The organism is Gordonibacter pamelaeae 7-10-1-b (assembly GCF_000210055.1).
In the GTDB taxonomy this organism is placed as follows: domain Bacteria; phylum Actinomycetota; class Coriobacteriia; order Coriobacteriales; family Eggerthellaceae; genus Gordonibacter; species Gordonibacter pamelaeae.
Window position 1 is genome coordinate 2,778,057 of record NC_021021.1, and the last position, 20,852, is coordinate 2,798,908.

The window sequence follows — 20,852 nt, forward strand, 5'->3', positions numbered from 1 at the left end:
GCAGGCGCCTGCGCAGGGCTCCATGGCGCGCCCGATCCGCGAGAGCCCCGCCGTGCCCGCGCGCTTCCGCTTCGTGAAGGGCGGCCGCACGCTCCTGGACAGCCCCGATGCCTGCACGAGCTTCGAGTTGGTGGCGCCGTAGCCATCGTTCTGCGCGAACAGGAGCCCCGTCGAAGCCTCGCGCACCGTGCCCGACACGCGCGGCTCCCCAAAGGCGTCGGCCCAGCAAACTTGTGGGCAGCTTATGGGGAAGCGGCCCCAGCCCCCTCCCCTTTGTAAGATTCTCGCAAAATCCCCCGGTCCTTCGCCCTCTGCCCGCTATCCTGCACCAGACGCAGCGATCGCGTTGCGCCGCCACGCCGCGGCGCCCACGACACGGCGCGAAAGGCCCCCTATGCGCAAGGCGAAAGAGCTCCTCATCAACTTCATCCACGGGTTCTGCATGGCACTGGCCGACAGCGTGCCCGGCGTGTCGGGCGGCACCGTCGCGTTCCTGCTGGGATTCTACGACCGCTTCATCGGCTCGCTCGACGACCTATTCCACGGCAAGGGGCCGGCGAAGGTCGCGGCGCTCTCCTTCCTGGTGAAGCTGGCGTTCGGCTGGATCATCGGGTTCGGCCTGTCGGCGGCGGCCCTGACCAGCTTCTTCGACTCGCACATCTACGAGGTCAGCTCGCTGTTCATGGGATTCATCGTGTTCGCCATCCCCATCGTGGCGCTGGAGGAGAAGCGCGTGCTGAAGGGCCGCGCGCGCAACCTGGCGTTCGCGGTGCTGGGCGCGGCCCTCGTCGTGGCCGTCACGCTGCTGAATCCCACGGCGGGCAGCGGCATGAGCGTGGCGGTTGAGCATCTTGATGTGGGACTCGCCGTTTACGTGTTCTTCGCAGCCATGGTGGCCATCACCGCCATGGTGTTGCCGGGCATCTCCGGCTCCACGCTGCTGCTGATATTCGGCCTGTACGTTCCTATCATGGGGGCGGTGCGCGCCGTGATGGGCCTCGATATGGCGTACCTGCCCATCCTTCTGGTGTTCGCCGCAGGCGTGGCCGTAGGCGTGCTGGTGTTCGTGCGCCTCATCCGGCGCTGCCTGGAGCGGTTCCGCTCGCAGACCGTGTACGCCATCCTCGGCATGATGGCGGGGTCGCTGTATTCCATCACGCAGGGACCCCTCACGCTGGCGGTGCCGCAGCCGGCCATGGAGCTGGCGACGTTCAGCCCGCTGTTCTTCGCGGCGGGCGGCCTGGTGGTGGGCGGCCTGCAACTGATGCGCAGGCGGCTGGAGGACCCGGCCGATGCCGAGGGCACGGCTCCGGAAACGAAACCGTCCGAATGCGAGCCGAACCGCCAGCCCGACCTTCCTTAAGGCGGATTGGCAGTGTAGGATAGGGGCAACGCTCTCCCTCTGGGAAGGAATGCCCATGATCACGCCGCCGCTCAGCCTGCTCGGCCGCCTTGGCCGCATCGGGCGGGTAGCCCTTGTCCTCGCGTTCGCCTGTGCGCTGATACCGCTCACCGCCCATGCGGAGCCCGCAGAATCCACGAAGCACCCTGCCGGCACCATGGTGCAAACGGAGCGGGGACCTGCGTTCATCCCGTTCGACGGAGCGGCGTACAACGCGAGCGAGGGTGCCGCGACGTTCGCCGCGCTACCGGAGAAGTACGACCTTCGCAACGTGGACGGCGCCTCGTTCGTCACGAGCGTGAAGAACCAGGGCGTTTACGGCGACTGCTGGGCATTCGGCACGCTGTCGTCGCTTGAATCGAACTTGCTCAAAACGGGCAAGGCCGCGAACGTCGACCTTTCCGAGCGCCATCTTGCCTGGTTCACCTACAACGGCAAGGATATGAGCGACGATGCGAGCCTGTGGGCGGGCAAGGACACGTTCCTCGTCGACGAAGGCAAGGACGCCTACACGCAGGGTGGCGGGCGATTCAAGGCGGCAGCCACGCTCATGCGCGGGTATGGCGCCGTCGAAGAGGCAGCCGCCCCGCATCAGGCGGATGAAGGCATGGGGGCCGTCGACGACGGCTTGCGCACGCGCTCGGACGTGCGGGCCCAAAACATCTCCTTCCTGCCGGAGGTCAACGTCTTCACCCGTATCGGGACAACCGAAGCTTACGACTACACGCGTGACGCATCCGCCGTCGACGCCGTCAAGGCCGCTCTCATGGAGCGCGGCGCCGTGGATGCGGCATACTACACCCACTATCAAGGCGACAAGTCAACCTACTACTGGAACTGCGAGGAGAGCGCGTATTACTGCGCATATGAATACGATCAATACGAAACAGCCACGCAAGTGTCGAACCACGAGGTGTCCATCGTCGGCTGGGACGATACCTTCGAGAAGGAGAAGTTCCCAACGACCATCCCCCTCCCCTTCGGCGACTACCAGTACCAAGAGCCGCCTGCGGGCGACGGCGCTTGGATCGTCAAGAACAGCTGGGCGGACGACTGGGGCGACGGGGGCTACTTCTACCTGTCCTACTACGACACCACCTTGTGCGACTTCACGTCCTACGAGGCCGAGGACGCGACGTACGAGGCAGGGAGCACCGACCACGCCTACGACGGCATCTACCAGTACGACGGCGCGGGCATGGGCGACGGATGGTGGCACAGCGACACGCCCATGCGGTTCGCCAACGTGTTCGAAGCACGCGGTTTTGAAACGGTAAGTGCGGTGAGCACCCTCGTGAACGAGGCCGGTAGCACCATCGAGCTGACCGTGTACAAGAACCCCTCGTCCACCGTCGACAAGACCGAGCGGCTCGATCCCACGAGCGGCGAGCTCATGTGGAGCACGACCCAATCCCTGGACAACGCGGGGTATCTCACCTTCGAGCTGGGCGATGCGGCGTTCGAGGTGGAGCCGGGCGACACGTTCTCGGTCGTGTCCTCCGTTCAGTTTGCAGACGGCTCGTACCAGATATCCGCCGAATGCGACGACGGCTCGTACGAAGTCGCGCACACGGAGTGCGAACCCAGCCAGAGCTACTACACCGACGAGCTCACCGGCATCGATGCCTGGTACGACCTCGCCCTCGACGACATGGGCGGCGAGGGCGCCAGCGACAACTTCTGGTTCAACAACGCCACGTTGAAGGCCTACACCGTGGAAACCCCCGAGCGGCCCTTCGCCATCCTCCACACCAACGATGTGCACTGCGGCGTGGACGAGACCTTCGACAAGGAAGGCAACGCGACCAGCATCGGCTACGCAGGCGTCTCGACCATCAAGAAGGAGGCCGAGACGACCTACGGCGCGGGCAACGTGGCGCTCGTGGACGCGGGCGACGCCGTGCAGGGCAAGCCCATCGGCACGCTCTCCGAAGGGTCGTACCTGGTGGACATCATGAACCAGGTAGGCTTCGACGTGGCCGTGCCCGGCAACCACGAATTCGACTACGGCATGGACCGGCTGCGCTTCCTGGCAAACCGCTCGAACGCGGCGTACACGTCGTGCAACTTCGACAACCTTACGACCGGCAAAACCGAGTTCGCCCCCTATGTGATGGAATCCTACGGCCCCACGAAGGTGGCCTACGTGGGCATCACCACGCCCGAGACGCTCACCGCGTCGAACCCCGCCCACTTCAAGGACGCCGACGGCAACCTGGTCTACGGCTTCTGCCAAGACGAGACAGGGCAAGCCCTCTACGACCGCGTGCAGCAGACCGTCGACGACGCGCGCGCCGCCGGGGCCGACTACGTGGTGGCGCTCGCGCACCTGGGAGAGACAGGCGTCGCAGCACCGTGGCGCGCGAGCGCCGTGATCGCGCACACCTCCGGCATCGATGTCGTCATCGACGGCCACTCCCACGAGCAATATGAGAAGCGCATAACGAACAAGGACAGCGAGGAGGTGATGCTCGCGCAGACCGGCACGCAGCTGCAAACCTGCGGGAAGATCGTCATCGACCCCGTCAACGACACGATCTCGGCCGAGCTCGTGAAGCCGCCCGTCAAGCAGGACGAGGACACCGCCGCCTTCATCCAGAACATCGAGGACGAGCTGGGCAAAACGCTCGATGCGGTAGTGGCCCGCTCCGAGGTGAAGCTGCGGGCATACGAGGACGACGGCTTCACCTGGGCGGTTCGCACGCGCGAGACGAACCTGGGCGACCTCGTGGCCGACGCGTTCCGCACCGAGCTGGGGGCCGACATAGGGCTCGCGAACGGCGGCGGCATCCGCTCCGACGTGGCGCCGGGCGAGGTCACGTACGGCGACGCCATTGCCGTGCTCCCGTTCGCCAACGCGCTTTGCATGGTGGAGGCCTCGGGCCAGGCTATCGTCGACGCGCTGGAAATGGGCGTGCGCAACCTGCCCGAGCCGAGCGGCTCCTTCCTGCAGACCTCGGGGCTCTCCTTCGAGGTGCGCACCGACATCCCCTCACCCGTGAAGCTGGACGCGCAGGGCGCCTTCGCCGGTGCGGACGGCGCACGCCGCGTTCAGAACGTGCAGGTGAACGGCCAGCCCATCGATCTTGACGCCACCTACACCGTGGCCTCCATCACGTACCTGCTGCGCGACGGCGGCGACGGGTTCTCCATGTTCGAGGACGCGAACGTGCTGGTGGCGGAACAGGGGCTCGATTACGAGGCGCTCATCTCGTTCATCCAGAACGACCTGGGCGGCGTGGTGGCCGCAGACTCCGCCTACGCGAACGAGAACGGCGCCGGGCGCATCGCGGTGAAGGGCGGGCCAAGCCCCGTGCCAGGGCCGAGCCCCGCCCCCGTACCTGGCAACGCGCACGCGCTGGTTCCCACCGGCGACTCCACAGCAACCACGGCAGTGCTCTGCGCCGCAGCCCTCTCGGCCCTCGCGTGCGCTTGCGGATCGGGCCTTGCAGCGCGGCGTCGCGAACGCGTGGAAAACCCGGCACGGCTGCGGGAGGACCTGCGATAACCGCCCTGCTATACTGAGAGCGACGTGATTGCGCCCCCGACGGGCGCCTGGCGAGAGGAGCGGCCATGCTCTACGACAACATCATGGTTCCCTACGACGGATCGGAATCGGCGCAGGCGGCGCTGGCCGAGGCCGTGCGCTACGCCCGCGAGGACCCGGGAGCCGCGCTTCACATCGTGCAGATCGTCGACACGGAGCAGCTGGTCATAGAGAAGCTGGAGAAGGAAGGCCGCAACACCCCCGACGAGCTGTCGTCCGTGCTGCTGCACGCCCACTACGACGAGGCCCTCGCCGAGGCGGATGCCGCATTGCGCCGGCAGATCGGCGGCCTGCTGAAAGGCCTGATGAACGAGATAACCGTCGACCTCCTGGACGAGACGGTGCCCGGCGAGCAGATCGTGGCCTTCGCCGACGAGCATGCCTGCGACCTCATCGTCATGGGCTCGCGCGGCCTGGGCGCCCTGCGCGGCATCCTGGGCAGCGTGAGCAGCCACGTGCTGCGCGAGGCCGCCGTGCCCGTGCTCATCGTGAAGCAGCGCGCGGAGCGGTAGCGGGCCTTCGCCCGGATCGCATGAGGCGGGATACGGGACGATGGAGGAAGCCGGCCGTTGATGGTTTGTCGACATTCTCGTGCTATGCTCGGCCTCCGAGCGCTCCAACACGAGCGGCCGACCGACATCCCGAAGGAGAACCTGCCATGACCGAGTGCGAGCACCGGGCAACGCTGCTGGTTGCCGACGACGAGCCCGAGATAGTGGAGATGCTGGAGGAATATTTCGCCGGCCGGGGCTTCCGCGTGCTCACGGCCGGCAGCGGCCAGGAGGCGCTTGAGCAGGCCGTGCACGGCCCCGACCTTGTGCTGCTGGACGTGGGCATGCCGCGCTTGGACGGGTTCGAGGTGTGCCGCCGCCTTCGCGAGCACCTGACCTGCCCCATCCTGTTCCTCACGGCGCGCGTGGAGGATGTCGATGCGCTCGAGGGCTTCGCCTGCGGGGCCGACGACTACGTGCTGAAGCCGTTCTCGCTGGCTGTGCTGGGCGCGCGGGTGGACGCCCACCTCGCGCGCGACCAGTGCCAGCAAGTGCGCGCCGAGGTGCGCTTCGATGGCGACCTTGCCGTGGACTACCGCACCCGCACGGTAACGGTGGCGGGCGCCCCCGTCGAGCTCACCCGGCGCGAGTTCGATATCGTGGCGTTCCTGTCGAAGCACCCCGGGCAGGTGTTCGATCGCGACCGCATCCACGAGCGCGTGGGCGGGTGGGAGAACGAGAGCGATTCGCAGGTGGTCACGGAGCACATACGCCGCATACGCAAGAAGCTGGCTGCGGCCGGCACCGAGCACGACCCCGTGGAAACCGTATGGGGCATGGGCTACCGATGGCGCGTATGAGAAGCTCGCGCACGGGGCGCATCGCGCGCCTGCGCGAACGGTGGCATAACGCGTCGCTCAAGACCTCGTTCATGGTGTACATGCTGGGGTTCCTGGTGGCAGCGCTCGGCTTGTCCACCGCCACCGCATCGGTATTCGCCGCGCTGCATAACGAAGTGACCGCCGACGCCTACGAGATATCGGGGCTCTACCTGTACGACGCCGAGGCGAACGCGCTCGTGCCCGCCCGCTCGCTCGCCATCGACCAGGCGGGCAACGAGCTGTTCGTGCAGCGCGCCGACGATGGGCGGGAAACGATACCGATAAGCAACCCGCCGGCGAGCCTGCACGTGGAGAGGATCCAAGCCTACACGTATTCGTACCGGGTGGAGACCGGCGAGGAGGGCATGCTCGTTCTCGAGGAGTACTTCGCAGGCAGCAGCGAGCTTTCCTCCTACGAGGGCGAGGACGGCATAGCGGTGCAGGACGTTCCCGCCTACGACGCTCGTGCCCGCGAGCTGTTCGACGAATGGGCCGCCGAGAACGCCAACAACCCGTACGGCGCGTTCCTCGACGAGGGGACCGGCAACGGAGCGGCGGACGACGGGGCGGGCTCATCCCGTTTCGGCGACCTGCTCGTCTCGCCGATAGGCTACTACGTCCACTCTGCTCCCTCGGAGGGAGCGAGCGTGCTGTCAACGCTGTTCGGACTGCTGATGTTTTTCATGTTCCCGTTGTGGTTCGGCGTGTGCATCTTCGCGGCGGCACGGCGGTTCTACCGCATGCGGCTGGCGCCGGGGCTCTCCACGCTCGACGCGGCGGCGTCGAAGATCGCCGATCAGGACCTCGACTTCTCCGTGGCGTACGACCGGGACGACGAGCTGGGCCGGCTGGCCGCGTCGTTCGAGACGATGCGCGCGTCGCTGGCTGCCTCGCAGCGCGCGCTGTGGCGCACGGCCGAGGAGCGCAAGCGCCTGAACGCCGCGTTCGCGCACGATCTGCGCACGCCGCTTACCATCCTGAAGGGCAAGGTGGAGCTGCTGGAGGCGCACCTGCAGGCCGGCGACGCCACCCCGGGACAGCTGGCGTCCTCCGCGGCCTCGCTCGCTGCGCAGGTGGAGCGCTTGGAGCGTTACGTGACGGCCATGAGCGGGCTGCAGAAACTGGAGGACCGCACCGTGCGGCCGGCTGCCCAGCCCTTCGATGCCGTGGCGGGCGCCGTGGACGACATCGGCCGGTCGCTCTGCGCGCCGAACCGGGCGTTCGCGCTCTCCGTCAGCGCGCAATGCAATGCCGAGCGCCCCGAGCTCGCCGTCGACCGCTCCCTGGTAGAGGAGGTGGCCGAGAACCTCGTGGGCAACGCCGCCCGCTTCGCCGCCGCGCACGTCGAAGCGCGGATGGACGTGCGCGACGGGTTCCTCGTGCTCACGGTGGAGGACGACGGGCCCGGCTTCTCGCCCGCGGCGCTGGAGCAGGGATGCGCGCCGTTCTTCAGCGAGTCGCCGTCGAAGGACCACTTCGGCCTGGGCCTCAACATAGCTGCGCTGCTGTGCGACAAGCATGGCGGCAGCTTGACGCTGGGGAACCGCGCCGAGGGCGGCGCGCGCACCACGGCGCGCTTTGCCTTGAATTTTCCAGCCGTTGACGACCAGTAGATATTTGCCCCGTAGCATCGGAAGCGTACCGAACGCACCCGAGAAACGGAGCATCCCATGGAAGACACCGCGACCTCCTTGGCCCCCGCCGTTCCGCGCCCGGCGCCGGCACCCGGCGATACCGCCCGGCACCAGGCGATCGTGCGGAAGCGCATTGCCGTCGTCGCCGGCCTGCTATGCGTCACCGCCGCCATCGCGGCGCTGTGCGTGCGCTTTGGGCCTGAGCTGCTGGCGTTCGTGGGCGACGCGCCGCGCTTCCGTGCCTGGGTGGACGATGCCGGCGCCATGGGGCGCGTCCTGTTCGTGGCGGCCAACATGGCGCAGGTGGTGTTCGCCTTCCTGCCGGGCGAGCCGCTTGAGCTGGGCGCGGGCTACGCATTCGGCTTCTGGGAGGGCACGCTATGGTGCCTCGTGGCCAGCGCGTTGGGAACCGCCCTGGTCATGGTGCTGGTGCGCGCCTTCGGCATGCGCCTCGTGGGGCTGTTCTTCCCGCCCGAGAAGATAGCGTCGGTGCGGTGGCTGCGCGACGCGCGCCGCTTCGAGCTGCTGCTGTTCCTGGTGTTCCTGATCCCCGGCACGCCGAAGGACCTGCTCACCTACGTGGCCGGGCTGGGAACGAGCCCCGTCTGGCGCATCGTGGCCCTCACCACCGTGGGCCGCATTCCCTCCATCGTCTCGTCAACGCTGGCCGCCGGCGCGCTGGGCGACGGCAACTACACCGTGGCCGCCGTCACCGTCGTGCTCACCCTCGCGCTCGTGGCGGCGGGGGTGGTGGCCTACCGCCGTCTGGCCGCCCGGCAGGCAGCGGAGCAGGAATAGCCGTACGGCATGCGCGCCGGCCCCCTCCGGGCGGCCGAATTGTGCTTATTGAGAGAAGTTCTCAATAAGGAAGATTATTTTTCGAGACTTTTGCTGATATCCGCAGTACCATATCCTTCAAGGTAAGAGAGACAACCGCCGCTCGGCGGATCGCCTGCTCGCCCGAGCGCTTCGCGCTTCGGACGGTCGGCCGCACCGCCGCGGCACAGCGAAAGAGAGGGACCATCATGCCCAACTTCCCGAACCCGTTCTCCGGCAACGTCGACCGCAAGATGACGAACGCGGAGCTCATGCAGGCCCTGCGCATCGACATCGCGGGCGAGCTCGAGGCCATCTTCCTGTACGAGGCGCACTACCTGGCCACGGACGACCCGGCGGCCAAGGCCGTGCTGGCCGACATCCGCGACGAGGAGAAGGCCCATATGGGCGAGCTTATCACGCTCATGCGCCATCTGGACCCCAAGGAGACGGAGTTCTTCCTGGAGGGCGAGGGCGAAGTGCAGGAGCAGCTGGCGGAGCTCGGCATCGTGACGGACGGCGAGATAGCCCCGGCGCCCGAGGCGCCCGCAGCCGCCCCCACCGTGGGCGACCTGTCCGAGTAGCGAACGCGCACCCCGAACGGGTGTTTCACGTGAAACACCCGTTCGGGCCCGGGACGGCCCTCCTGTCGGACGTTCGCTCGGCGCCTTTTCCGGCATTCGCCCGCCCGACGACTGCCGAATGTTTCACGTGAAACATTCGTTCGTTATGGGGAGGCCGCACGGCGCGCTCGTTCGGCCGCCCGACGCAAGCCATTGTTTCGCACATCGTTTTTTCATTGAGCGAAAGGATCCACCATGGACTACTTGGCACGAGAATCAGCCGACCTTTCGGTCGAGCTCTGGAACCGCATCGACGACACCGTCATCGGCACGGCGCGCAAGCAGCTTTCCTGCCGCCGCTTCCTGAAGGTGTTCGGACCGTTGGGCCCCGGCGCCACCACCGTCGCGGTTGACGGCGTGGGCAAGGAAGAGGTGCTGGAGGACGGCATCGGCCGCATCGTCGGCCGCACGCAGCTCGAGCTGCCGCTGTTCTACGAGGACTTCACCCTGCTCGGCCGCGACCTGGAGCTGGCCGCGCAGACCGGCCTGCCCGTCGACCTGTCCGCCGCCATCGCCGCCGCCAAGAAGGCCGCACGCCGCGAGGACGACCTTGTGCTGAACGGCAACAAGGCCCTCGGCGTGGACGGCCTGCTCACCGTGAAGGGTTAGGCGAAGGTGAAGAAGGGCGACTGGAAAACCGGCGAGAACGGCTTCTCCGATGTGGCCGCCGCCGTTTCGCAGCTGGCCAAGACCGGCTACCTGGGCCGCTACGCGCTGGTGGTGGCGCCCGATTTGTTCCTGGACCTGCAGCGCCTGCAGCCGAGCACCGGCATGCTGGAGATCGACCGCATCCAGAAGCTCATCGGCGACAACGTGTTCATGACGAGCGCCCTCGCCCCCGGCAAGGCCGTGCTCGTGTGCGCCGAGCCCGAGTACGTGGACCTGGCCGTGGGCCTGGACCTCTCCGTGGGCTACCTGGAGCTCGCCGACTTCAACCACACGTTCCGCATCATGGAGACGGCCGCCCTGCGCGTGAAGGACCCCGCCGCCATCGTCGTGTTCGCGTAACGCGCGATTCGTGTCAAAACCCTACCACATTTGGGAGGGTTTTGACACTCTCGGGACAAGGGAACCGTCCCCTTGTCCCACTCCAAAAACGCATAGGTTGGCGCAGTAAGTCAGCGAGAAGGGCCGTGGTGCCCGAGATTCGCGGGATCGCAAAGGCGAAGCGTACTTCGGTACGCGAGCTTTTGGGATCGCGCGAAGATCGGGTGCCACGGCCCTTCGCAGCGTCGGCAGGTTCCGACGGCCGCCAGGCCGGCGGAACCCCCTCACTCCACCTTCTCGTCGTTGCGTTGCTGATGGCGGGTGAGCAGGACACGCCAGATGACGTAGACGCCCAGCACGAACGCGCCCAGGTATCCCAGGATGCCCAGCAGCGGCACACCGAGCAGCTGGGGCTGCATGGCCGTCTGGGCGATGAGGCTCGACCCCACGAACAGGCCGGCCGAGATGAGCGCCATGGCCACGATGCCGCTCACGGAGTACAGCGCCGCCGTGAAGTCGGCCGGTACATGCAGGTCGGCGCCCACCTTCACCTGGCCGCGGTCGAGCATGTCCAGCGTGTGCGACACCCGCGTCGGCAGGCGCGTGGCCGCCTCGGCGGAGGCCGCCGTGGCGGCGAACAGGCTCTTCGCCTTCGCCTCCAGCGCGTCAACGTTGAACATTTGGCGCTTCACATGGTCGGAGATGATCTCCACCACGCTCGTGTCGGGGGCGATGTCCACCAGCACGCCCTCGATGGTCACCATGCCGCGCGCGAGCATGGTGAGCGACGGCGGCAGCGTGAGGTTCTGCGTGCGCATGACCTCTATGACGTCGAGCAGCGCCGTGCCCACGTTGATGTCGGCCAGGTCGACCGATGCGTACGAGTCCAACAGCGCGCTTATCTGGCCGAGCAGCAGCCCGTGGTCCACCGGGCCGTGGGCCTTCGCCAGCGCCAGCAGCGCGTCCTTGAGCGCGAACGGGTCGTTCTTGGCCACGGCGGCAAACAGCCGGCCCACGATGGCGCGCTCGGAGGCGGAGAGCGTGCCCGTCATGCCCAGGTCGATCCACACGATGTCCTCGCCGCGCACGAGGATGTTGCCCGGGTGCGGATCGGCATGGAAGAAGCCGTTGTCGATGACCTGCGTCACGTAGCTCTCGGCCAGCCGGCGCCCGAGCGCGGCCGGGTCGTCGCCCTGGGCGCGCAGCGCGGAAAGATCGTTGATGTGGGCGCCCTCCACGTACTCCATGACCAGCACCTCGTCGGTGCTGAACGCAGGGTACGGGCGGGGGCTCTCCACGTGGGGCTGGCTTGCCAGCTCGGCGCCGAAGCGCTCCAGGTTTCCCAGCTCCACGGTGAAGTCCAGCTCCTCGGCCGTCGTGCGCGCCAGCTCGTCCACCAAATCGCCCAGCGTGAGCATGATGCCGTCGGTCACGTGCGTGAGGTCGGCCAGCGCCAACGCGTGCCGGATGAGCGTGATGTCCTCGGCCATCTGCTCCACCACGTTCGGGCGCCGCACCTTCACGGCCACGACCGGCCCCTGGGCCGTCGCAGCGCCTTCGCCGTTGCCGCCCGCCGCAGGTCGCTCCTCCTGCGCGCCCGCCGCCACCGGGTCGCCCAGGCCCTGCGCCAGCCGGGCGCGGTGCACCTGTGCCACCGAGGCCGAGCCCAGGGGCTTCTCCTCGATGTCGGCGAACGTCTCGCGCCACGGGTGCCCGAGCGATTCCTCCATCGTCTGTACGACCACCTCGAACGGCACGGGCGCCACGTTGGCGCGCAGCGTCTTGAACGCGTCGGCGTACGCCTTGGGGATGACGTCGCTGCGGTTCGAGGCGATCTGCCCCATCTTCACGAACGTGGGCCCCAAGTCCTCGAGGATGGCCGTGGCCTTTTCGGGCGTCAGGCCGGAGAACGCGTGGTGCTCGCGCAGGATCTTCTCTATCTCGTGCATGCGATGGCCGGACGTGTTGTCCTTGATGGTGATCTCGGCCGCGCGCAGCACTTCGCGGAACGTGGGCATGCTTCTCCTCCTCGTCACGGCAACCGTTCCATCGTAGCACGCGCCGCCTGATCGAGGCCCCCGCTCCCCTCCTTCAACAGCAAGCTGAAACCTAGACGCCGCCGTTTAGGGGCAGCCGTGGTATGATGCAGCGGCAATGGCCCGTATCCTGAAAACACCCGCTCCGCTGCCGCTTTGGACGTACAAGGCTTTCTTGCTGGTGGCTGCCGCCATCTGGGGCCTCGGCACCGTCGTCATCAAGTCGACGGTGGACGCGTTCCCACCTGCGTGGATCGTGGGCGTGCGCTTCACGGCCGCGGGCATCATCCTGGGCGTGGTCATGCTGCCCCGCATCAGGAAGCACCTCGACGCCGAGCACCTGTGCAAGGGCTCCGTTCTGGGCGTGATGGTGTTTCTGGCCTACTGGAGCAACTCCACCGGGCTCACCGACACCACGGCGTCGAACAGCTCGTTCCTCACATCGCTGTACTGCGTTATCATCCCGTTCCTCGGCTGGGCGCTCCGTGGGCCGCGGCCCACGCGCTTCAACCTCGCGGCCGCCATGGTGTGCGTGGCGGGCGTGGAATGCGTGTCTTTCGCCGGCGCGGACGGGTTCTCGCTGCGCTTCGGCGACCTGGTCACGCTGCTGTCCGCCCTGTTCCTGAGCTTCCACGTGGTGTACACGGCGAAGTTCGCGCCCGGGAGCGACATGACGCTGCTCACCGTCATCCAGTTCTTGGTGGCGGGCTTACTGGGCCTCGCGGCCGGCCTGGCGCTCGAGCCAATGCCGAACTTCGCGGCGCTCGGCGCCGACACATGGACGAGCCTGGCCTACCTGGCCGTGTTCGCCTCCTGCGTGGCGCTGCTGCTGCAGAACCTGGCGGTGGCCCACGTGGATCCGGCGCCCGCCTCGCTGTTCCTGGCCACGGAGTCGGTGTTCGGCGTGCTGTTCTCGGTGCTGTTCCTGGGCGAGCTGCTCACCGCCCCGCTGTTCGCCGGCTTCGCCCTCATCTTCGCCGGCATCGTGGTGAGCGAGTACCTGCCCCAGCGCGCCGCACGGAAGGCGGGTGCGGCCGGGTCGGGGTCTGCGCAGGTGGAAGCAGCCGAAGCGCGGCTCGAAGCGCAGGCGGCGCCGACAACCGTTCGGCCCTTGCCGGACGATGCGGACCCCCTGTCCAATTAGCCGGGCATCTCGCAAAAATTCGGAGTCTGTACTCTGCTTTGCATAAAAACCCACAACCAAATGCCATCATGGAAACTGTCGGTCGATGTGATCAACTGAATTTTTCCGATGAACGGCATAATTATTCAGCATTACCGCGCATCTGTACCAGCTTCGCCCCACGCAATGTGGCCGCTTCCGCTACACTTACTCTATCGACGATGGATCTGGTTGGCGTTGGGAAGCGCAGCTGGCTCCATTTCGGCCGCAAATGATCGGAAGGCGCGCGATGGCGGTGGTTTCGAACACGTTGGCGTTCAAATCCCTGCAACAGGACGATGCAGCCTGGAAGCTTCTGAACGCCCAAAACGCGGCGGTCGTGATAGCCATCTTGGACGAGCACTTGGGCGGGGAAACCTCCAAGCGAACGGTGACAGATCTGGTCGGCCTCGTGGACGCGGACCTCGAGGAGCTGCGGGAGCGGGTGCCCGGTATCAGCATGACGCGCTCGGCGAACGAGTACTGCGAACAGTGGCGCCGCGACGGATACCTGATGCGCAAACCAATGACCGGCAGTCGCCAGGAAACCTACGAGCTTTCAGGTGGAGCACTCGCTGCCATTTCCTTCGCCAAGGGGCTGTCCAAACCTCATCGCACAGCAACGAAGTCGCGGCTGTCCACCATCCTCGACCGCATAGCCGATCTCTCGCTAGCCACCGATCCCGACTACGAGCGTCGCCGCTCAGTGCTGTTGTCCGAGAAACAACGCATTGACGAACAGCTCGCGGCTCTCGATCAAGGCGAGCTGGAGGTCATGGATCCCGCCCAGGCGCTCGAGCAGGCGAGGGATATCCTCAACATGGCGCAGGAGATACCGCGCGACTTCGTGAACGTGAGCGCCGACTTCGAGCACATTAACAAGAGCCTGTACGCGCAGATCATCGGCTATGAGGACGGTTATCAGGAAACGCTGGCCGACGTGTTCGCCGGCGTCGACCATATCGCGCAATCGCCTTCGGGACAGTCGTTCCGAGGCTTCTACGATCTGTTGCGGAACCTGGAAGCTTCAGAGAAGCTACAGGACGACATTGACCTCATCCTCGACTGTGATTTCGCCCGCGAGCTGGACCCGGAGGAGCGTCGCTTCCTCAGGCATTTTTTACAAACGCTGCTCGATCAGGGACGCGAGGTCAACGAGACCATGACCGGGTTAGCGCGCGGCTTGCGCAGGCTCGTGCAGAGCCAGAGCTTCCAGCAGGACCGCGTGCTAAAACGGCTGCTCGACCGGGCGCTCGGCACGGCCGGCACGCTCACCGAGCTTTATCGCGGCACGCACGCGCTCCCCCTGGAACTGGAGCTCACCAAGACACCCATCGCGCCGATATCACGTCTGGAACTGCGCAGCCCCGCCGCCGCGACCGCCCCGCCCATCGAAGACGCAGTGGTCGAGGAGGCGCGGCCGATAACGCTCGCCGAGCTGCACGAGCAGGTGCGCGAGGAGGAGATAGACTTCGACGAGCTGACGGGCAACGTGAACGCATGTCTGGAAGCGCGGGGCGAAGGAGCGACCATCGCCGAGGTGCTCGCGGCCCATCCCGCCACCCAGGGCATCGCCAGCGTGGCGGGACTCATGATGCTCGCCGCCGACCAAGGCATGCGCGCCGGCGGAGCGGAAACCGTCTGCTGGCGGTCGAAGAGCGGGCAGATGCGTAAGGCGCGCATCGAAAAGTTCCTGTTCACCAAGGAGGTTCGCTGATGACCGACTTCGCACCCGACCCCTACGGCATCGCCGACGAGGACTCTCCCGACGTCGCCTTCAATCTGGCGGCCGAAGCGCCCCTCGATGACAAGCGCCTGTGGCCCGAGGATACGGGCACGCTCCCCTTCGACGCCCGCTGCGCTCTCCTACAGCTTGTGCGAGGACCCTACCTCCACGAGAAGCGGGACGCACCGCTGTGGCGCGCGCTCCTCAACCACCGCGCGGCGCTGGCCTCGCGTTTGGCCGATCTGTTCCTAGAGCTATGCGTCGACCAGGAGGCGGGCGTCGCGTTCGCACACAACGTCTCGACGGACGAACGCGAGGTGCCGAAAGCGGCGCGCAGCAACGCAATGACGCTGCTCGACACCATCATGGTGCTCACCCTGCGCAAAGAGCTACAGATGGGCGGGGCCAACCGCGTGTTCATCGGTCAGGGTGAGCTGTTCGAGCAGCTGGCCCAGTACCGCAACCTAACCAAGCAGGACCAGTCGGGCTACCAGGACCGGCTGAAGGCATCGTGGAACCGACTGGTCGACTACCGCATCCTCATCAGAAGCGACGCGGAGGACCGCTTCGAGATTTCACCCGTCCTCAAGCTGATATTCGGAACCGAGGAGGCCGAGGCGGTCAACGAGGAGTTCGAGCGCATGCTCGAACTCGCGCAGCCTCTCGCGGAAGGAGGCGATAACAATGCTGAAGCCGAGTGACCTTCCCGACGTGCCTTATCCCGGCCAGTGGCGGCTCGCCCGCGTCGACATGGCGAACTGGGGAACGTTCAGCGGATACCAGAGCCTCCCCGTCGACCGGCGCGGCCTGCTTCTGACCGGCGCGTCGGGCTCGGGAAAGTCCACCATCCTCGACGCGGTGTCAACCGTACTCACGCCACCGAGCCACCTGCATCTAAACGCCGCCGCCAACAGCGGCAACCAGCGCGACAAAGAACGCTCCATCAGCAACTACGTGCGCGGCGTGTGGGGTCGGCGCTCCGGTGCGGCCGGCGAACTGGCCCATGCCTACCTACGTCCGAAACAGGCAACATGGAGCGGCGTCATGCTGCGCTACGAGGACGGCTTCCCCTACGGCGAGCTCGAAGGATCCGAACGGCGACGCCACGAGCCGGTCAACCTGCTAGGCATCTTCTTCCAGAAGTCGAACACCGTGGGCCGCGAGGGGCTCAAGAAGTTCTACGCGGTGGTGCGCGGCGACTGCGCACTGCACGATTTCGCGGCGTACGGCATGAACGAGGCCGATATGTCAAAGTTCAACAAGGACTTCAAGGAGACGGGCCGCGCCTGGAGGGATCATGCCAGTTTCGAGGCGCACCTGTGCGGAGTGCTGCGCATCAGCAGCCCGAAGACGCTCATCCTGCTGCACAAAACGCAGGCGGCCAAAGACATCGGCTCGCTCGACGACCTGTTCCGCAAGTACATGCTCGACACACCCCGCACGCTCGAGCTAGCCGACGCGGCCGTCGAGCAGTTCCAAGAGCTCTCGCAAGCGCACGAGGGTGTGGTGGATCAGCGCAGGCAGATGGAGTGCCTGGAGCCGCTGCTCGTACACGACGAGACGCACGCCCAGGCACTGGCTGCAGAGGTCGAGGCGCGCGGTTTGCTGGACGCGCTCAACCCGTTCGCCGACGAGACAGCCGTCGAGCTTCTGGAGCAGCAGCTCGAGAAGAGGGCGCGCCGAGCGGATGCGCTCGTCCAGGACGTTGCCTCGGCCAAAGCCGAGCAGAGCTTCGCCAAGCAGGCGCACGACAGCGCCATGGCGCTGCTGAGCAAACGGGGCGGCGTCGCGCTCGATACGGCGCACATGCAGGTGGACGAGCGGAACCGCCAGCTGCTCTACGTGCAGAAGAACCGCGATTCACTGAAGCAGGATCTCGCCACGTCGGACGGCGTCGCACTGCCGGCAACGCGCGAGGAGTTCGAGGCCCTGAAGCGCCAGCTGTCGGCGAAAGCGCAGGAAGCCCGCTCGTGGCTGGACGGCAACGAGGACGAGAAGGTGTCCCGTTTCGGACGGGTGGGCGAGCTACGCGAGCGCCGTACCGATATCTCGGAGGAGCTTCGACATCTGCGCAGACAGCGGAGCAACATCCCCTCGAAGCTGCACGCCATCAGGACATCAATCGCCCATCAACTGGGGCTCTCCCTCGCCGACCTGCCGTTCGTCGGCGAACTCATCGACGTGAACCCCAACGAGGCCGCATGGCAGCCAGCCATCGAGCGGCTGTTGGGTGGACGGGCCCGCACGATGCTCGTTGAACGGCGGCACGCGGAGGCCATTAACGAGTTCCTCGAAACCCGGCACCTCGGTGAGCGGTTCGAGTACGACGCGGTGCCCGACCGGGTGTCGGTCCCTGGCGTGGCCCTCCACGAGAAGTCGCTCGTGCGGAAGGTGACCGTGGCGAACGTGCCGAACCACGAATCCTTCGCGCTGTGGGTGAACAAACTTCTGCGCGAGCGCTTCAACTACGTGTGCGTCGATACCCCCGCCGATATGGAGCGACACCCCAAGGCGCTCACGCGCGGCGGGCAGACGAAGTCCGGCGAGCACCATGTGAAGGATGACCGGCGTAACATCGCCGACCGGAGTCGCTGGGTGCTGGGCAGCACGAACGACCAGAAGATCGAGCGGTTCGAGGGCGACCTGGCCGAATGCGAACGCCTTCTCACGGCCGCCCGCGCGGAAACGAACGACATCACGGCGAAGGAGCTGCGTCTGCAAGCGATCTGCCGCCTGGACGAGAGCCTACGGTCGAAGCCCTGGGACGACTACGACGAGGCGCAGGCCAAGGGCGAGTGCGAACGAGCCGAGGCGTTCTACCGAGAACTCGAGCAAAGCGACGAGTTCCGCGAGGCCGAGGCGTTGCGCGCGAAGGCGGAGGCACGCCTCGAGGCGGCGAACGAGGCCGTCCAGAAAGCGCTCGTCGCCCAACAGGCGAACGAGGAGAAGCTGAAGGACATCGAGGACCAAATCCACGACCTCGAGCAGCGCGCCAAACGCGGGCGGGACGAGGGCTCGCCGCTTTCTGCGGAGACAAAAGGGCAGCTCACCAAGCTGTTTGAGGAAACCGAGCAGGGCTTCCGCTCATCGGTGTCCTCGGTGTACCAAACGGCGAACCGTGTGCAGCGCGCCCTGGACGAACGCGCCGGCAAAGCCGTGCGCGCGCAGCAGAACGCGCGGCGGAAGGCCGAGCTGGTGTTGCAGCAGTACAAGATGAAGTGGCCCGCCCAAGCCGCCGACCTCAGCGGCCGGTTCGAGGATCGGATCGCCTACCTTGACCGATACCGGCAGATCAAGGCCAGCGGCCTGCCCGAGTACGAGCACAAGTTCCTCGAGGTGCTCAACAGCTTCAGCCAGGACCAGATCACCGTCATCGCTTCTGAGATCCGCAACGCGTTCCGCGAGGTGAGGGAGCGGCTCGAGCCGGTCAACCGCTCGCTACTGCTGTCCGAGTACCGTTCGGGCGTGCACCTGCAGATCGAGGTCAAGGAGAATCGCGGGCCGCGGGTGGACGAGTTTTTGGCCGACTTGAAGGAGATCACGAAGGGATCGTGGAGCGAGGACGACCTCGCTTCGGCAGAGCGGCGCTACGAGCGCACCGCCGCCGTCATGAAGCGCCTCGGATCGAGCGAGACAGCCGACCGCACCTGGCGCATGGCCTGCTTGAACACGCCCGACCACATGAAGTTCATCGCCCGCGAGGTGACCGAGGATGGCAGCGAGCTGAAGGCCCACGACAGCGACGGCGGCCTCTCAGGCGGCCAAAGGCAGAAGCTCGTCTTCTTCTGTCTCGCCGCCGCACTGCGCTATCAGCTGGCCGACGAGGATCAGCCCATCCCCTCCTACGGCACCATCATCCTCGACGAGGCGTTCAACAATTCGGACCGCTTCTTCGCCGAGGATGCGCTCGCCATCTTCGGGGCGTTCGGCTTCCACATGGTTCTGGCCACGCCTGGCAAACTATTGCAGACGGCGGAGGACCATATCGGATCCATCGTGGTAGTCACCTGCGAAGACGAGAAGAGATCGAGGCTTTCGCCCGTAGTTTTCGAAAACGATGCACTGGCAGCAGAAGGGAGGGAAAGCCGATGAGTGACGTTTGCATGATCACCCCGGATGAGGCGGCGGCAAAGGCTCTGAAGCGCTTCGAGCGCGACTGCCGCGCATGGGCGGCCGCCCTGTTTGCATCTTCCTGTGGAAGTGCGGGAGAACGACCCCAAGCCTATTCGATCCCGCTGCATCCGCCCACCGAGAAACAGGCGATGGCCGACCGCAACGCCGCGCGTGCCTGGGCGAGAACGTGGCACTCAAGCCCGCTGGCAGGCGACGTGCAGTGGACCTCCCGCAACTGGGGGAGCATCGGGCAGCAGACGATCCCCGTACGCTTAACACTGGAGAGTCCAAGCGACATCGCACGCGCGGCCGGCGCCGGCGCGCTGTGGGAGCGGATGAGCGAACGAACGCTCCGCCTTGCAGAGCGGTATAGCGAACGCTGGTCGAAGGCGTGCCCCTCCACCGATCCCGATGCACTCGTAGCGGCAGTGCGCGCTGTCGCCGGCCGCTGCTGCGAGCTCGAAGAGCGCGATTGGGAGATGCTGCTGCTAGCGCTCGACTGGCTCGTGGACAACCAGGACGCGACCTACTTCGTGCGCCAGCTACCCATCCGAGGCATCGACACAAAATGGATGGAGGGCCATCAGGGCTTGGTCAAGCCGTTGCACCGAGCGCTGACCGGGCGCGACCCGCAATTCGCACGGCAAGCGGGGCAGTTCCGCGTCCACGTGCTCGACGAGCGTCTGGCACCGGGCGATCTGACCGACCTCGCGCTATCGGTTGAGCAGCTGGGCAGGTGGCCTCGCCTGCCCGATTGCGTTCTCATCTGCGAAAATATGGTGAATGTGCTCGCACTTCCCCCGCTTCCGGGAGTCATCGCCATCCACGGCGGAGGATTCGCCGTCGGTGAGCTGGCAAGCGTGCCGTGGCTTTCCCACGTGCCGCTTCTCTACTGGGGCGACCTCGACAGCAACGGCTTCGCCATCCTCAACCAGCTGCGCAGCCATCATGGGCACGTCACCTCGCTGATGATGGATGCGCCCACGCTCGATCGCTATCGCGACCTCTGCGTGGAAGAGCCGACGCCGAGCAAGGCAAGCTGACGTCCTGCGGTTCCATTTCCGGTCATCTCGTCACCATCCCGTATCAAATCATCAAACACATTCCGACATCTGCGCTGCTAGAAGCATAAATTGCCGTTCATGTGGGCGATAGGTCGAATTACCCTGTCTCCATCGAAATAACCGCCCCCGGAGCCATCTCGAGCCATCCGGGAGGCACGTTTCCACATCATGCGAAGGGAGGCGGCACGTTGCCGGAATCAAGGATAAGATCGGTCAGGGAGCTCAGATGCGGCGTGTGGGAGGTTGACATCATCGACGCGTCGCGCAAGAGGCTGCGAAGGAGGTTCCGGGCGGAAAGCGCGGACGGGGCGCGCGCGGCGGCGCTCGCGTCCCTGCCGGGGCCGAAGGCGTGCACGCTCGCCGAGGCGCT

14 protein-coding genes and 1 pseudogene are annotated in these 20,852 nt (G+C 66.3%); 14 read left to right on the plus strand and 1 reads right to left on the minus strand.

The annotated features are described in order from the left end of the window. Positions 1-394 precede the first annotated feature (394 nt). The 8 genes and pseudogenes from GPA_RS12875 to GPA_RS12910 all read left to right on the plus strand — a co-directional run bounded on the left by GPA_RS12875 (position 395) and on the right by GPA_RS12910 (position 10,402). On the plus strand, positions 395-1,363 hold the full coding sequence (locus GPA_RS12875; RefSeq protein ID WP_015540134.1) for a DUF368 domain-containing protein: 969 nt from the start codon (positions 395-397) through the stop codon (positions 1,361-1,363). 55 nt (positions 1,364-1,418) lie between these two features. Further along, positions 1,419-4,910 (plus strand): 5'-nucleotidase C-terminal domain-containing protein, encoded by a 3,492-nt coding sequence (locus tag GPA_RS16955; RefSeq protein WP_049784153.1) that lies wholly within the window; start codon positions 1,419-1,421, stop codon positions 4,908-4,910. Positions 4,911-4,975: 65 nt separating this feature from the next. Next, positions 4,976-5,461, plus strand: a complete 486-nt coding sequence (locus GPA_RS12885; RefSeq protein ID WP_015540136.1) for a universal stress protein — start codon at positions 4,976-4,978, stop codon at positions 5,459-5,461. A 146-nt stretch (positions 5,462-5,607) separates the two neighbouring features. Further along, positions 5,608-6,300, plus strand: coding sequence for a response regulator transcription factor (locus tag GPA_RS12890; RefSeq protein WP_015540137.1), 693 nt, complete (start codon positions 5,608-5,610; stop codon positions 6,298-6,300). Continuing rightward, a complete protein-coding gene (locus tag GPA_RS12895) occupies positions 6,288-7,934 on the plus strand; it encodes a sensor histidine kinase (RefSeq protein ID WP_041239619.1) in 1,647 nt (548 codons plus the stop codon). The genes GPA_RS12890 and GPA_RS12895 overlap by 13 nt, the downstream gene beginning before the upstream one ends. Positions 7,935-7,991: 57 nt before the next feature. Continuing rightward, on the plus strand, positions 7,992-8,753 hold the full coding sequence (locus GPA_RS12900) for a TVP38/TMEM64 family protein (protein ID WP_015540139.1): 762 nt from the start codon (positions 7,992-7,994) through the stop codon (positions 8,751-8,753). A 227-nt stretch (positions 8,754-8,980) separates the two neighbouring features. Continuing rightward, positions 8,981-9,355, plus strand: a complete 375-nt coding sequence (locus tag GPA_RS12905; RefSeq protein ID WP_015540140.1) for a demethoxyubiquinone hydroxylase family protein — start codon at positions 8,981-8,983, stop codon at positions 9,353-9,355. Positions 9,356-9,589: 234 nt separating this feature from the next. Next, positions 9,590-10,402 (plus strand): annotated as a pseudogene (locus GPA_RS12910) (family 1 encapsulin nanocompartment shell protein). 263 nt (positions 10,403-10,665) lie between these two features. Here GPA_RS12910 and GPA_RS12915 read toward each other — a convergent pair. Beyond that, a complete protein-coding gene (locus GPA_RS12915) occupies positions 10,666-12,399 on the minus strand; it encodes an ABC1 kinase family protein (RefSeq protein WP_015540142.1) in 1,734 nt (577 codons plus the stop codon). Positions 12,400-12,535: 136 nt separating this feature from the next. Between GPA_RS12915 and GPA_RS12920 the strand changes: the two genes are divergently transcribed. The 6 genes from GPA_RS12920 to GPA_RS20250 form a co-directional block, all read left to right on the plus strand. Beyond that, positions 12,536-13,561 (plus strand): DMT family transporter, encoded by a 1,026-nt coding sequence (locus tag GPA_RS12920; protein WP_015540143.1) that lies wholly within the window; start codon positions 12,536-12,538, stop codon positions 13,559-13,561. Between the two features lie 268 nt (positions 13,562-13,829). Further along, entirely contained in the window at positions 13,830-15,296 is a 1,467-nt protein-coding gene (locus GPA_RS12925) for a DUF3375 domain-containing protein (protein WP_114569335.1), read from the plus strand. Further along, positions 15,296-16,006: a DUF4194 domain-containing protein gene (locus tag GPA_RS12930; RefSeq protein WP_015540145.1), complete on the plus strand. Its 711-nt coding sequence runs from the start codon at positions 15,296-15,298 to the stop codon at positions 16,004-16,006. The genes GPA_RS12925 and GPA_RS12930 overlap by 1 nt, the downstream gene beginning before the upstream one ends. Further along, positions 15,990-19,397, plus strand: a complete 3,408-nt coding sequence (locus tag GPA_RS12935) for an ATP-binding protein (protein WP_015540146.1) — start codon at positions 15,990-15,992, stop codon at positions 19,395-19,397. Before GPA_RS12930 ends, GPA_RS12935 begins: the two co-directional genes overlap by 17 nt. 11 nt (positions 19,398-19,408) lie before the next feature. Beyond that, a complete protein-coding gene (locus GPA_RS12940; RefSeq protein WP_167536670.1) occupies positions 19,409-20,461 on the plus strand; it encodes a DUF3322 domain-containing protein in 1,053 nt (350 codons plus the stop codon). Between the two features lie 209 nt (positions 20,462-20,670). After that, on the plus strand, positions 20,671-20,852 hold a 182-nt coding region (locus GPA_RS20250; protein ID WP_231847649.1), incomplete at its 3' end, for a hypothetical protein.